General features: G+C 63.3%; 10 protein-coding genes. 7 read left to right on the forward strand and 3 right to left on the reverse strand.

The annotated features are described in order from the left end of the window. Nucleotides 1-143 precede the first annotated feature (143 nt). The 3 genes from ACFTS5_RS27445 to ACFTS5_RS27455 all read right to left on the reverse strand — a co-directional run bounded on the left by ACFTS5_RS27445 (nucleotide 144) and on the right by ACFTS5_RS27455 (nucleotide 1,874). Nucleotides 144-578: a hypothetical protein gene (locus ACFTS5_RS27445; protein ID WP_378636395.1), complete on the reverse strand. Its 435-nt coding sequence runs from the start codon at nucleotides 576-578 to the stop codon at nucleotides 144-146. Between the two features lie 150 nt (nucleotides 579-728). Beyond that, entirely contained in the window at nucleotides 729-1,301 is a 573-nt protein-coding gene (locus ACFTS5_RS27450; RefSeq protein ID WP_378636398.1) for an exonuclease domain-containing protein, read from the reverse strand. 84 nt (nucleotides 1,302-1,385) lie between these two features. Next, nucleotides 1,386-1,874: a hypothetical protein gene (locus tag ACFTS5_RS27455; RefSeq protein WP_378636400.1), complete on the reverse strand. Its 489-nt coding sequence runs from the start codon at nucleotides 1,872-1,874 to the stop codon at nucleotides 1,386-1,388. A gap of 150 nt (nucleotides 1,875-2,024) precedes the next feature. Between ACFTS5_RS27455 and ACFTS5_RS27460 the strand changes: the two genes are divergently transcribed. From ACFTS5_RS27460 to ACFTS5_RS27490, 7 genes are read left to right on the forward strand one after another with little or no spacing between them, the layout of a single operon-like run. Beyond that, the gene (locus ACFTS5_RS27460; protein ID WP_378636403.1) at nucleotides 2,025-4,049 is read left to right on the forward strand and encodes an N-6 DNA methylase; all 2,025 of its coding nucleotides are present in this window, start codon (nucleotides 2,025-2,027) and stop codon (nucleotides 4,047-4,049) included. Then, a complete protein-coding gene (locus tag ACFTS5_RS27465) occupies nucleotides 4,046-6,043 on the forward strand; it encodes an N-6 DNA methylase (RefSeq protein WP_378636406.1) in 1,998 nt (665 codons plus the stop codon). The genes ACFTS5_RS27460 and ACFTS5_RS27465 overlap by 4 nt, the downstream gene beginning before the upstream one ends. Beyond that, the gene (locus ACFTS5_RS27470; protein WP_378636408.1) at nucleotides 6,040-7,326 is read left to right on the forward strand and encodes a restriction endonuclease subunit S; all 1,287 of its coding nucleotides are present in this window, start codon (nucleotides 6,040-6,042) and stop codon (nucleotides 7,324-7,326) included. Before ACFTS5_RS27465 ends, ACFTS5_RS27470 begins: the two co-directional genes overlap by 4 nt. A gap of 9 nt (nucleotides 7,327-7,335) precedes the next feature. Continuing rightward, on the forward strand, nucleotides 7,336-8,754 hold the full coding sequence (locus tag ACFTS5_RS27475) for an AAA family ATPase (protein ID WP_378636411.1): 1,419 nt from the start codon (nucleotides 7,336-7,338) through the stop codon (nucleotides 8,752-8,754). After that, nucleotides 8,751-9,404, forward strand: coding sequence for a hypothetical protein (locus tag ACFTS5_RS27480; RefSeq protein ID WP_378636413.1), 654 nt, complete (start codon nucleotides 8,751-8,753; stop codon nucleotides 9,402-9,404). The genes ACFTS5_RS27475 and ACFTS5_RS27480 overlap by 4 nt, the downstream gene beginning before the upstream one ends. Before the next feature lie 38 nt (nucleotides 9,405-9,442). Further along, on the forward strand, nucleotides 9,443-12,628 hold the full coding sequence (locus tag ACFTS5_RS27485; protein ID WP_378636416.1) for a type I restriction endonuclease subunit R: 3,186 nt from the start codon (nucleotides 9,443-9,445) through the stop codon (nucleotides 12,626-12,628). 31 nt (nucleotides 12,629-12,659) lie between these two features. Further along, complete coding sequence (locus ACFTS5_RS27490) at nucleotides 12,660-14,246, forward strand: protein kinase (RefSeq protein WP_378636419.1); 1,587 nt, start codon at nucleotides 12,660-12,662, stop codon at nucleotides 14,244-14,246. Nucleotides 14,247-14,248: the final 2 nt, after the last annotated feature.

Genomic DNA, 14,248 nt, shown 5'->3' on the forward strand with positions numbered 1-14,248 from the left:
ACACTGCGCTGGCTGGATCCCCGGGCACCGAGGCGGCGAGCACTGCCTTGAGCCCTTGGATGTCTCGGCGCCGTGGCGGAACCGGCAGGGTGGGAAGAGTTGTTGTCATCTGATCTCCTTCGTCGCGTGATACCGGTGGTGGATCACAGCGGAGTGATCCACTGGATCGTGGCGACCGGGTTGGTGCTGGTATCGCTGCTCACTCGCCCGGTGACTACATCGGCCTTCTTTCCGACGACAGTGAGCGAGTGGATGCGCTCCCAGGTGGTCCTCTCCTCGATGACGATGGTCACCCGATACCGCTTCGATGGTGCGAAGTCGACAGGTGTCGTCGTGATCAGCCGCAGTTCGTATCGGAAATTGCATCCAGCCGAGCCGTAGCACTTCTTCTCGAGGACGGTCAGTTCAGGCGTCAGGTTGTGTTGGTCCGGGATGGCGTAGGTCGGGGCCGGTGGGGCACTCGGTGTCGGGCGAATCGTCGAGGCGGGGCGGTTGATCCGGCTCGCGTCGTCGTCGCGCTGTTCTCGCTGGATCCGATAGCCGTGCCGATCAGCGACAGGACGATTCCGAACGTGCACAGCCCACCGATGGCGGCCACGACAATGACTAGCGGTTTCGGGCTCTCGCTTGGTCTCTGCGGAGGCCCCGGCCGGAATTGCGGCGGATTCTGCGGATAGGTCATGGGTCCTTCTCGAGTGGGTTTGTCAGGGAACGATGTGGCCAATCGCCTACCGATTCGCCAATCGAGTGAGGCACGCGCCGTTGGCCCGAGCCAGTTCGACGAGCGTGCGTGCGCCCGCCAGTCGGGCGAGGCCGAGGGCGACTCCGGCTGCGGCCGCCGCGTCGGCACCGGCTTCGTGGTGCTTGTCCAGGGAGACTCCGAGCGCCTGCGCGACGTTCGCGAGTCCATAGCTTTCGAGTCGCAACTGCTGTCCCGACCACGAGAGGGTGCAACCGAAGTCCCACATCGGCAACGGAACTCCTGTGAACCCGCACGCCCGCGTCAGGTTGCCCATATCGAAGCGGGCGTTGTGCGCGACGACCGGCAGGTCGCCTACCAGTGCCAGTACCTCGGGCAGGCGCTCGGCGAAGGTCGGCTGCTCGGCGACGTCGCCCGGCTTGATGCCGTGAATCCGCACGTTGTGCGGCGAGAAGCTGTCGACCCCGGCCGGCGGCCTGCACAGCATCGAGCGGGTGGTGACCGCGATGCCGTCGCGAACAACGGTGACGCCGATCGCGCAGATGCTGCCGTGGGTGGGGTTGGCGGTTTCGACGTCGATGGCGGCGAACGAGAGTGTCATGTGGTTGCTCCTTGATGGGCCGTAGAAGGCATGGGTGATCGCGCCGTGACATGGCCTGTCCGGCGGGGGAAGCTGAATCGGTTGCTAGCGCAGGGTGATGGTGGCGAGCCGCCGCAGCACTCGACGCGCGAACTCGCGCACTCGGCTGGGCGTCGAATCAGCCGGAGTGGCAACCGGTTTCGCGCGTTCGGCCGCGCGGGCGGCAAGGAGGGCCGGAGACGGGATTGGGCCGGCGGTGTGCGGCGCGTCGAGCACGATCGGCGGCCGGGTGTGAGCCCTGGCTGCCTGCTCGGCGGCGTACTGCTCCAACGTCTGGCTGGTGAGGTGCCAGCCGTGGCAGGTCGGGCATTCGTAGCTGCGCTTTTCTCGGCGGCGCGGGTCGGCGGGGTCGAGGCAGGCCAGGACGAATTCGGCGTCGGTTCGGCTGAAGTAGCGGCGCTTCCCGTGTGCGCACCGGGTGGTCGGGATGGGAGCCCGACGCCGGGTCAGGTCGGCGCCGCTTCGGACATCCAGCGACCGATGGGTGCGATGCGGGCGACGGTGGCCGCGGCGCTGTCGAACGTCCTTGCTCATCTCGAACCTCCCGAGTCGATGGTGTCAGCGTCAGCAGATTTCAGTGTTGTACACAGCATGCAACATGGTGAAAATGTTGTCAATAATTAGTGCGGATCTTGCATTTCACGATCTATTGGGCGAGGATCGGTTGTACACGAGAGGGGTGACATGACGAACCTGGTACCACCGGTGACGGCCACGGAGATCTCCAAGCTCGCTGGCGTGACCCGCGCGACCGTCAGCAACTGGCGCAAGCGTCACGAGGATTTCCCGAAGCCGATCGGTGGCACGGATTCGCGCCCGGTCTTCGACTGGAACGCCGTGCAGACATGGTTGACCGGGCGCGGAACATCGCCGGACGAGTCGGCGAGCAGTCAGCTGGCCACCGCATTGCGGGCCGGGCTGTCCAGTCGTGACGCCCAAGAGCTGTTGGTCGCACTCGCGCCCGCCGGGTCGGGATGGGCAGCGCCGAAGTCGGCTGATCGCGCTGAGATCGTGCGCCGAATGACCGCGGTCGCCGAGGTGGAAGGCCCACGCGCTGCCTTGCTCGCCCTCGCTGACCACGCGAACGGCGGTGACCGCGACCCGCTTCGCTACCGCACACCCGACTATGTCGCCGACTTGATGGCAGACCTGCTCGAACCATTGCGACCGGCTGGTGTGTACCGCGTCCTCGACCCAGCCTGTGGCAGTGGTTCGCTTCTGGTGGCGGCGGCAGACCGTGGCGCGACCGAGCTCTACGGCCAAGATGTCGCCGAAACGCAAGCGGCGTTGGCGGGGCTCGTCGTCAATGCCGAAACCGGCCTCGACACGACCATCGCGGTGGGCGACAGCCTTCAGGACGACGCCTTTCCCGGCCTTCAAGTCGATGCTGTGCTGAGTAGCCCGATGAGTGATCGAGATTGGGGTGCTGAACAGCTTCGCCTCGATGACGCGCGGTGGGCGCACGGCTTGCCGAGCCGCCAAGACAGCGAGCTCGCCTGGGTGCAGCACGCGCTGTCACACACTAGGCCCGGTGGACTGGCTGTGCTGCTCCTGCCCACGGGCGTCGGGTCGCGGCAATCGGGGCGGCGGATCCGGGCTTCGCTCGTGCGCTCCGGCGCGTTACGGGCTGTGATCGGGCTGCCGCCGCGATTACCTGAATTCGCTTGGACTAGAGTCAGTTTGCAGGTGTGGGTGCTTCAGCCGCCGGACCCTGAACTGCCGATTCCCGACTCCGTTCTGCTGATCGACACCGCATCCCTCGCGGGCGACACCACCCAATCCGGAATCGGTGAGGCAGTCGATTGGTCGGCGATGGTGTCCACAGTGCGCCGGTCGTGGACCGCATTCAACGACGGCCGGTCCGAGGATGCGGAAGTACCGGGGGTGGCCACCGTCGCTCGCGCGGTGGACCTGCTCGATGACGAGGTCGATCTGAACCCCGGCCCACGGGTGCGCATGGCGATCGATTCGCAGACGGTCGCCGACGACACCGATTCGGCGCTGGCGCGACTGAACTCGGCGGTCGTCTCGCTCGCGAACGCGGCTGAGGTGGTCGGGGGAGTAGTCCCGGCAGAGGGCGGCGCTTGGCGAACCGCCACGATTGCGGACCTCTCCAGCGGTGGAGCCGTGACCGTCCTACGCTCTGCTCCGCACCGTGCGTCCGAGTCCACCGAGGACCGGCGACCCGCTCTGACCGCCCGCGACATCGCCACTCGCAGCGCTGCGACAGGTTCGATCCCAGTACAAGCGGACGCTCCGGCGGTCGAGCTCGAGATCGGTGATGTGCTGATCCCGACGATCCGCTCACCCCACGGCGAGGCCTTCCGGATCGTCGGTCCCGGCGAGGTCGGCATCGCGGTAGGCCCCAATATCCAAGTGCTGCGCACAAACCCCGGTCGCCTCGACCCCTGGTTCGTCGCCGGCTTCGTATCGGGCAGCGGCGACCTGGCCACCGGAGTCGGCACCACGGCGATCCGGGCGGGCATCAGCCGAGTACGAATCCCGCTGCTGCCGATCGTCGAACAGCACCGCTACGGTGAGCTGTTCCGCGGCATGCACCAGCTACGGACCGCGCTCGCGCAGGCAGGCGACGCGGCAGATCAGGTGGTCGATGTCGTCACCACCGGCTTGATCGCGGGCGCGGTAACGCCGAGCCCCACCAATCAGACGAACCACAGCGTGAACGACTCTCGGGGAGGTAGTGCATGAACACCGGCAAGCACAGCGAATTGGCCAACCACGCGTGGTCGGTCGCGGATCTGCTGCGTGGCGACTACAAGCAGTCCGAGTACGGCCGGGTGATCCTGCCGTTCACCGTGCTGCGACGGTTGGAATGTGTGCTCGCGCCGACCCGCGATGCTGTGGTGGCGAAAGCCGAGTCGCTCGCCGGGCGTGACCTCGATGTCGATCGGTTCCTGAAGCTCGCGGCTAAGACGGTGTTCTACAACACCAGTGATCTCACGCTGAAGAAGATCGCCTCCGACCCTTCGTACGCGGGTAAGAACCTGATCAGCTATGTGGGCGCGTTCTCCGATAACGCCCGCGAGGTGCTGGAGAAGTACAAATTCGCCGAGCAGATCAGGACGCTGGAGGCGGCAGGTCTGCTCTACCAGGTGGTCGGCAAGTTCGCGGATCTCGACCTGCGGCCCGAGGTGGTGTCCAACCACCAGATGGGTTACGTGTTCGAGGAACTGATCCGGCGCTTCGCCGAACAGTCGAATGAGACTGCCGGCGAACACTTCACGCCGCGTGAGGTCATCGAACTGATGGTGAACCTACTGATCGCCCCCGACGCCGACCTGTTGAGCGTCCCCGGCGTGGTCCGTCGCGTACTTGACCCCGCCTGCGGCACCGGCGGCATGCTCAGTGCCGCCGAAGCCCACATCACCGCGCTGAACCCACACGCGACAGTCGATCTGTACGGCCAGGAACTCAACCCCGAGTCCTGGGCGATCTGCCGCTCGGATCTGATGATCAAGGGCGACGATTCCGAACACATCGTGCTGGGCAACTCCCTCGACGACAATGACGGCCACAAGACGCAGAAGTTCGACTACATGCTCGCCAATCCGCCGTTCGGTGTGGAGTGGAAGAAGATCAAGAGCGATGTTGAGTGGGAGGCTTCCAACCTGGGCGAGGCTGGACGCTACGGCGCCGGCCTGCCCCGCATCAACGACGGCTCACTGCTGTTCTTGCAGCACATGATCTCGAAGATGAAGCCAGTCAACCACGCTGGTGAAGGTGGTAGTCGCATCGGGATCGTCTTCAACGGGTCTCCGCTGTTCACTGGTGCGGCCGGGTCCGGTGAATCGGAGATCCGTCGCTGGATCATCGAGAACGATTGGCTCGAAGCGGTTGTCGCACTGCCGGATCAGCTGTTCTACAACACCGGCATCTCCACCTACTTCTGGATCCTCAGCAACCGCAAGAAGCCGGATCATCGGGGGAAGGTGGTGCTGCTCGATGCTCGTGAGTACTGGGTGAAGATGCGGAAGTCATTGGGGGACAAGCGGAAGCAGGTGAGCCCTGCGCAGATTGAAGAGATCACGCGACTGTACGCCGAAGCGCTGACCGCCGCGAAAGACCCCGCGCACCCGCAGCACGGAAAGGTGAAGGTGTTCGCCAACGAGGACTTCGGCTACCACCGCATAACGGTCGAGCGGCCGCTCAAGCTCCGGTTCGAATTGTCAGAGGACACAATGTGGAAGATTTCTCATACTCCACAAGTCGCCAAACATTTCGAAAACCCTGAGGTGCTGGTCAACGCCCTGGCACCGCTGATCGGGTCCACGTGGAAAACGAAGGCGGAGGCGATCGACGCGATGCACGCGGCGGTCACCGCCGTTGGTGAAACCTGGCCGAAGGGCGCGCCTTTCGCGAAGGTGTTCCGCGAGACGATAGGGGTGCGGGATTCTGAAGGCGAGGTTCAACAGCTGAAAAGTGAGCCAGAACCGGATCCTGATCTCCGCGACTACGAAAACGTTCCGCTGACCGAAGAGGTCACCGACTATCTCAACCGCGAGGTTCGGCCGCACGTGCCTGACGCATGGATTGATCACGCGAAGACAAAGGTCGGGTACGAAGTTCCGTTCACGCGCTACTTCTTTTCGTTCTGCCCCCCACGCAAATTGGCTGAGATCGATGCCGAACTAAAGTCTCTTGAGTTGGAGATTCAGACTTTGTTGGGCGAGGTCACGAAATGACGTGGAGGACGACTTCCCTCCGTGGCGCGGCCGAGGTTGCGCTTGGACGTCAACGGTCACCCGAAAATGCCGATGGCCCAGATATGGTGCGGTATCTGCGTGCGGCGAACGTCAAAGACGGAGTTCTCGATCTAGGTGATGTTCAGTCGATGAATTTCACGCCTTCTGAGCAGGAGACATTTGCACTGCGCCCGGGGGACGTGCTCATCACGGAAGGTAGCGGTAGCCTTCGAGCAGTCGGTGCATCGGCTGTGTGGAATGGTGAGATCGCGGGAACAGTCTGTTTTCAGAACACGCTCCTTAGGCTGCGTCCGCGAGTAGGCGTGGATGGTCGATTCCTGGGTTGGTGGTCGCGTGCAGCATTCGCATCGGGACTTTTTGCGTCGATTGCGACGGGTGCGAGTATCTATCATCTGAGCGCAGATCGAATACGCTCGTGTGAATTCTCGATTCCACCGCTGGAGGAGCAGCGCCGCATCGCAGACTTCCTCGATGTCGAAACCTCCCGCGTAGACGTCCAAATGGCTGCTCTGCAACGGTTCGATACGCTCGTCGTGGAGCGAGAACGAGCTGTCTTGGCGAAAGAACTCAATCCAGGTGACGGGGTTGTGAATGGTGAACTGCCGAACGGTTGGAGGTGGGCGCCGCTTGCCTACCTGACCGATCAGTTGCGACAGATCATGTACGGCATCGTGTTGCCTGGGCCGAACGTCGATGTAGGCGTGCCGATCGTGAAGGGCGGTGATGTCGCATCCAGCAGACTCAATGTGGAGCAGCTCAGTAAGACGACCTTCGAGATCGAGGCTGGCTATGTGCGGTCGCGCTTAAGAGGTGGCGACCTGGTAATTGCAATTCGAGGCAGCGTTGGAGAGGTAAGGCGAGTTCCTGATGAGCTGAATGGCGCGAACTTGACTCAGGATGCTGCTCGAATTTCAGTTGGATCCGACACTGACTCGCTGTGGTTGGAGCATGTCCTGCAATCTCCATTGGTAGTAAAGCAAATGCGAGAACGAACGACCGGAGCGACGATCCGGGGGCTCAATATCTGGGACTTGAAAAGGTTGCTGATCCCAACGCCCAGCTCGGTTCTGCAAGCCCGACTCGGAAAGGGCATTCAACGCTCGGTTGACAGCCATGAACAGATACGTTCAAGGATTTCCCGTCATCGTACGCTGCTTTTCGAACGCCGCCAGTCTCTGATAACCGCCGCAGTGACCGGTCAATTCGATGTCACCACCGCCTCCGGTCGAAACCTCACGCAGGGGGTCGGCGATGCGGGGTAGGGTGGCTGCATGCTGACCAGGCTGGAGATCAGCGGGTTCAAGAACATTATCGACCTGCAGGTCGATTTCGGTCCGTTCACCTGTATCGCGGGTGCCAACGGGGTTGGTAAGTCAAATGTGTTCGATGCCATCGAGTTTCTGTCGCACCTCGCCTCGGAGTCGTTGGTGGAGGCGGCCCAGCAGGTGCGGGGCCCGGCGGGAACGCGGGGTGCTGACCCTCGAGATCTGTTTTGGGATGGATATCGCGACCATGAGCATCGGATTACCTTCGCCGCTGAGATGATCGTGCCGCAGGACGTCGAGGACGATCTAGGCGCGCCTGCCAAGGCGACTACGACGTTCCTGCGGTATGAGCTCGAATTGGGTTATTCCGCAGCGGAATCGGCGAGCAGTGTCGGTCGGCTGACCCTGTTGCGGGAAGAGCTGCGACACATCATTCGCGGTGATGCGGGTAAGCACCTGCGCTTTCCGCACAGTGCGAAGAACTTTCGCAATGCGGTGATTCTGGGGCGGCGCAGTGGTGGCGCGTTCCTGTCGACCGGTGAGCGCGATGGCGCCGTTGTGATCAATGTGCACGGTGACGGTGGCAGCTTCGGCAAACCGCAACCCAGGCCTGCGGCGCGAGCCGGGCGAACCGTGCTCAGCACCGTCACTACCAACGACTACCCGACGATCCTCGCCGCACGGCGTGAGATGCAGAGCTGGCGGCGCCTCGCGCTGGAACCTTCCGGTTTGCGGGCACCCGACGGCTTCGCCGATCCTCGGTCGATGGACAGCGACGGACGCCATCTGGCGGCAACGCTGTACCGAATCGCCAATGACAGTGCGGCGGGGGTGGATCCGGACGCGGTGTATGCCCGGGTCGCGGACCGGCTCTCGGATCTGTCGGGGGTCGGCGCCTCGGAGCTGTCGGTGGAGCCCGACCAGGTTCGGGAGGTCTTCACACTCTTCTTGCAGGATCGTGCGGGCCTACGGCTACCGGCGCGAGCGTTGTCCGAGGGCACGCTCCGGTTCCTCGCGCTGTGCGTGCTGCTTGAGGATCCGACTTTCACGGGCCTCACTTGTATGGAGGAACCAGAGAACGGCATCCATCCGGCGAATCTGCCCGCGATGTTGGACCTTGTCCAGGACCTCGCCGTCGACGTCGGTGAAGCACCGGGGACGGATAACCCGCTCCGACAGGTCATCATCAACACTCATTCGCCCGCCGTGTTCCAACTGTGTGACCCCCAGGATGTTCTGCTCGCCGAAGTTCGACCGACGCGGAGTGCGGCAGGCACCATCACCGGCGGTCTCACCCTGCTGCCATTCCGGAACTCGTGGCGTTCGGACCCGTCGCACCCCTCGTTCGATACCGCCGACGTCTTGGCCTATCTGGCGGCTCCCGCGGGAGCGCAGCTCACGCTTCCGGTGGAGGTCGAGCGGTGACGGCTCGGGTTTTCTCGGGGCTGTTCGTCTGCGAAGGTAGCTCGGACCAGCCGCTTGCGGCCATCGTGGAGCGGTTATTCATCGAGCACGACATCAATCTGCGACTGAGCAATCCCGATTTCGGACTACTGCCGAAGGTCGGCAAGGACGTGGGGTCCACCGTCGGGGCCGGTCTGCGACTGTTCGGCGGGTCTGTCGACCTAGTCGCGGTGCATCGCGATGCGGACAACGCCGGAGCGATGTCTCGGCGACTCGAGATCGAGAAGGCGATCGAAGCCAACCGCTACAACGGGATCACACTGCCAGTCGTACCGGTACGGATGACCGAGGCATGGCTCTTGCTCGACGAAGCGGCCATTCGGCGAGTCGCGGGTGTTCCGAACGGGAAAGTGAAGCTCGGGCTTCCCAGACACAACCGCGTCGAGTCGGATCCTGACCCGAAGCAGACGCTCCGGCGTTGTCTGCTCGAGGCATCGGAATGTACGGGACGTCGGCGAGAGATGGTCGCGAAACGTTTCAGTCACCACCGGCGGCAGCTACTCGAACTGCTCGACGTGGAAGGGCCGGTGCGGGAGCTGACCAGCTGGGGCCAACTGCTCGACGATGTGGAGCGATCGGCGCGGATACTGGCCGGGCGCACGCAGCGATGAAAGTGCTTGCAACAGAATGATTGTCGAAAGAGGGGACCATGTCGGTACACAGCGAAGCGGCATTCGGGGATGCCATCGTCGCGGCGATGGTGGACAACGGTTGGCGCGAGGGGAATCCGCACGAGTACCACGCTGAGCTCGCGCTCGATGTGGGGGAGTTGTTGACGTTCATCTCCGAGACTCAGCAACCGGAGTGGGACAACCTGGTCGCCACGTACGGCGAGGACCAGGATGAGGCGCAGAAGGGTTTCGCCAAGCGGCTGGCGCAGGAGTTGGTGGCGAAGGGCCTGGTGAAGGTTCTGCGAGAGGGAGTCAAGGATCGGGGAGTTCTGATTCGGGTGGCCTACTTCAAGCCGAATCTCGTTGGTTCCGAAGATTTTCTGAACGCCTACCGAGCAAACAGGCTGACTGTCGTGCGGGAACTGCCCTACGCGACCAAGCCCGGTGCCTCTCGGCCGCGCCTGGATCTCGCTTTGCTACTCAATGGGATTCCTGTCGCCACAGCGGAGTTGAAGAATCCGCTGACCGGGCAGGGGGTCGAGGAGGCGAAGAAGCAGTATCGGGAGGATCGGGATCCAACCGAGTTGATCTTCAAGCATCGGGTGATCGCGAACTTCGCGGTCGACCCGGATCTGGTGTACGTCACCACTCAGTTGCGCAAAGCGGGAACGGTTTTCCTTCCGTTCAACACCGGCTCGGAAGGGCCGGGAAATGCCGGTGGTAAAGGCAACCCGACTGCTACGGAACCGGGCAAGTACGCGACCTCGTACCTGTGGGATCAGGTGTTGCAGCCCGACAACTGGCTCGACCTGTTGGAGCGATTCGTCCACACCACGGAGAAGCCTGCGGTGGGCGGCAAGAAGTCCCGGTCCACGATCTTCCCGCGCTACCACCAGTGGGATGTCGTCAAAAAGCTCAGCGCGCATGCCGCCACCCACGGCGCCGGGCATGACTACCTCGTGATGGCCTCGGCTGGTTCGGGGAAGTCCAACACCATCGGGTGGCTCGCGCACCGGCTGAGCGACCTGCACACCGCGCATCTGGACAACCTCGACCCGGAGGCGCGCGAAGCCGGATTGCAGCCGGGTACACCGGTTTTCGACAAGGTCATCATCATCACCGACCGTCGCAATCTGGATTCCCAGCTCAGCGACACTGTCGGCGGGTTCGAACGGCACACGGGTCTGGTCGTGAAGATCGACGACCGGCTCGGGTCCAAGTCGGAGCAGTTGGCGCGGGCGCTGAAGTCGGAGAGCGGCAAGATCATCACGGTCACCTTGCATACTTTCCCGGCGCTGTTGGACTATCTGCGTCGTGAACAGGCGGAGTTGAACAGCGGGCGCTACGCGGTCATCATCGACGAGGCGCATTCCTCCCAGTCCGGTGACGCCGCCTCGGCGGTACGTACTGCCTTGCGAGACATGGGTCTCGACGCTGACGATGAGGATCAAGGTGCCGTCGAACTGACCGTCGACGAGCAGTTACGTCGCAAGGCGGTGGCCAAGGGGAAAGCCTCGAACATCTCCTACTTCGCGTTCACCGCGACGCCGAAATCGAAGACGCTGCAGAACTTCGGAACACCCGACGAGACCAGCAACCCTGACAGCCGCAAATATCGTCCGTTCCATACGTATTCGATGCGCCAGGCCATCGACGAGGGATTCATCCTCGATCCGTTGCGGAACTATGTCACCTACAAGGCCTACTATCGGCTGGTCAACCAGAACCCCGAGGACATCGAGGTTCCGGATGCCAAGGCGTCGAGCCTGCTTGCCAGGACCGCGTTCATGCATCCATCCTCGGTGGAACAGCACGCGCAGGTGATCGTCGAACATTTCGTCGCCCACACACGCGGGCGGCTCGGTGGGCGCGCCAAGTCCATGGTTGTCACCGCGTCGAGGCATAGCGCGGTCATGATGGCGCGTGCCATCAAACGCTACATCGGCGACCGTGAATACGACGTCGCGTATCCCGATATCGGTGTGCTCGTGGCATTTTCGGGGCCGCTCGTTATCGATGGCGAGGAGACCACCGAGCCGAAGGAGAACGGCGGCCTCGCGGAATCCGCGCTGCCGAAGGCGTTCAAATACACCCGGGCCGACGATCGTGCGACGCAGGCGAGTGGCAAGGGGCAGAAAGAATATCGCATCCTGGTCGTCGCCGAGAAGTACCAGACCGGCTTCGACGAGCCGCTGCTCACAACGATGTACGTGAACAAGGCGCTGACGGGTATTGCTGCGGTGCAGACACTTTCGCGGCTCAATAGAACTACCGAACGCAAGTCGCAGCAGGACCTGGTGGTGCTCGACTTCGTCAACGAGGCCGACAAGGTCCAGGAATCGTTCGCCCCGTACTACGAAGACGCGTTCACCCTGCCGACCGATCCGAATCTGCTCTACGTCGCTCGGGACCGCGTGCTCGGCGCCCCGATTCTAATTACCCAGGAGATGCAGGACTTCGCGGCGGCCTACCTGACCGCCGAACGGCAGGCCGCCGGGTCGCAGGCGAAATGGGCCAAGCTGCACGCCGAGCTGTACCGCTTGCTGGCACCGGCCGTCGACCGGTTCGAGGTATTCCTCAACAGCGACGAAGAAGACGATGTCGCGCTCGCGGAGTCGTTCCGCGCCGACCTCAACGACTACGTCCGCAAATACGGGTTCCTCGCCCAGATCGTGCCCTACCAGGACGCGGACCTGGAATTGTTGCATCTGTACGGTCGTCACCTGCTCAACCGACTGCCCCGTCGAGCCGATGGCGGTATCGACATCGGTGAGGTGGACCTGAGTCATCTGCGGCTGGAGCAGACCGGCCAATACGATCTGGGGCTGACTCCGGAGGGATCGCAGGAACTGCCGGGGTTCGGGGACGGCACCGGGACAGCCAAGGAGCCGGAGAAGTCGCTGCTGTCGTCACTGGTCGAGCGGTTCAACGAACGGCACGGTACGGAATTCTCCGAAGAGCACGTGGCCAAGCCGTTCAACGCCGCGGTCGACGACGACCGAGTGCAGCAGGCCGCCCTCGGCAACAAGAACTCCGACGACTTCGGGGTGGTGTTCGACAAGGTCTTCGAAGAGAAAATGGTCGACCACTTCGATACCCTGACTGATCTAGGGGCGCGATACTTCGCACAGCAGAACACCGAATTCAAGAACGATCTGGACCGTCAGGCGCGCACCGCGGCGTTCCGGTTGATCCGTAGGCGGCACGGGCTGCCCGAGGCGTAGTCGCGCCGGCGTAGGAGAGCAGGGGGTTGCGGTGCCGGAGAAGAGCATCGGGCGGTATGACCTGATCGAGGAGATCGGGCACGGCGGCATGGGATCGGTTTGGCGCGGTTACGACACCGTGCTGGATCGGGAGGTCGCGGTCAAGCTGATTCGGTTGGTGCGAGTCCAATCCGAGTCTGACGCAGTCGATTTCATGGAGCGTTTCCGCCGAGAAGCGCGGATCACCGCCCGTATCCGGCACCACGGCGTGCCACAGGTGTACGACGCGGTCCTCGACGCCGCCCTGCATCAGGTGTATCTGGTGATGGAACTCGTTGAAGGCGCAACTACCCTGCGCGAGTTCCTGAGCCCGGACAACCCGCTGCCGGTGACCTGGGCTGCATCGATCGCCGCCCAGGTCGCCACCGCACTCTCCTACGCCCACGTGCTGCCCGTGGTCCATCGCGACCTCAAGCCCGACAACATTCTGGTGACCCCCGACGGCACGGTGAAGATCATCGACTTCGGGATCGCCGCGCTGCTCGCGCCGGGTACGCCAAAGCTGACCAACACCGGCGCGGCCCTCGGTACGCTCGCCTACATGGCTCCCGAGCAAGCCATCGGCGACAAAGCGACGCCACGCACAGATCTCTACGCGCTAGGGTGCGTCCTGTACGAAATGCTCAGTGGTTACGCAGTTTTCGCGGGTACGAGCCTGAGTGTGATGCAACATCACGCCTACACCGACCCGACACCCTTGCGGGAGGTTCGCGCGGAGGTGCCCGCCGCGCTCGATCAACTCGTGCTCGATCTGCTGGCGAAACTGCCCGAGAATCGACCGGTCGACGCCGCCGAGGTCTACGAGCGGCTGCTGCCGATATTGCCTGTCGCAGGTACCGCACAGTCCCTTCCGATGACGTACCCGTCCGGCGTGCCCGACCCGACCCGAATATTCCGGCAGCCCAACGGGCCGGTGCGGATGGATCGGGTCGCCCCGACTCAGCGATTCGCTGCAGCCATGCCGCAGACTGTCCCGGTCAGCGACGAGGCTCTCGAGAAGCGACTTGCTCAGGGAGCCAGCGAATACCTGTCGTTGGTCGAGGCCAAACGCTACCGCCAAGCCGCTGATGTTGTCGGCAGCCTGCTCGAAACGGCGGCAAGGGCATTCGGGCCTGACAATCGGCGCGTTCTCTACCTACGCCTCGATGTTGCCTTGGCCCACCTGCTCGGTGGCGATTTCCGCAAGGCGCGATCCGAATTCGACAGCCTGGGAACGGCATTCACCCGGATCGGCGGAGCTACTGACGAGGATGCGCTCGAGTGCAGGCAGCAGGCCGTGAACTGCCGGTACGAACTCGGCGACCTCACCGGAGCCCTGTCCGGCGTCAGAACCCTTTTGGCTGACGTCTCCAAGATCCACAGCGACGGCAGCCGAATGGCCATGGAACTTCGACTGACCCTCGGACGAATCCTGGCTCTCGCGGGTGAACGAGATGAGGCGATCGCAGTCCTTTCCGATCTCCATGAGGACGCGCTGCTGGTGTGTGGCCCCGACGATGAACTGACCAGGGAGGGAGCCGACGCGTTGGAACGGCTGATGGTCACCGAACCGTCGCCGGACGGGCCGACATCGGGCTAGCC

The organism is Nocardia sp. NPDC056952, assembly GCF_042674185.1.
Classification (GTDB): domain Bacteria; phylum Actinomycetota; class Actinomycetes; order Mycobacteriales; family Mycobacteriaceae; genus Nocardia.

Bases quoted from the DNA above. Each gene is read 5' to 3' on its own strand.
- ACFTS5_RS27475 (WP_378636411.1), top strand. From the start codon at position 7,336: ATGCTGACCAGGCTGGAGATCAGCGGGTTCAAGAACATTATCGACCTG.
- ACFTS5_RS27485 (WP_378636416.1), top strand. From the start codon at position 9,443: ATGTCGGTACACAGCGAAGCGGCATTCGGGGATGCCATCGTCGCGGCG.
- ACFTS5_RS27465 (WP_378636406.1), top strand. From the start codon at position 4,046: ATGAACACCGGCAAGCACAGCGAATTGGCCAACCACGCGTGGTCGGTC.
- ACFTS5_RS27450 (WP_378636398.1), bottom strand. From the start codon at position 1,301: ATGACACTCTCGTTCGCCGCCATCGACGTCGAAACCGCCAACCCCACC.
- ACFTS5_RS27470 (WP_378636408.1), top strand. From the start codon at position 6,040: ATGACGTGGAGGACGACTTCCCTCCGTGGCGCGGCCGAGGTTGCGCTT.
- ACFTS5_RS27460 (WP_378636403.1), top strand. From the start codon at position 2,025: ATGACGAACCTGGTACCACCGGTGACGGCCACGGAGATCTCCAAGCTC.
- ACFTS5_RS27455 (WP_378636400.1), bottom strand. From the start codon at position 1,874: ATGAGCAAGGACGTTCGACAGCGCCGCGGCCACCGTCGCCCGCATCGC.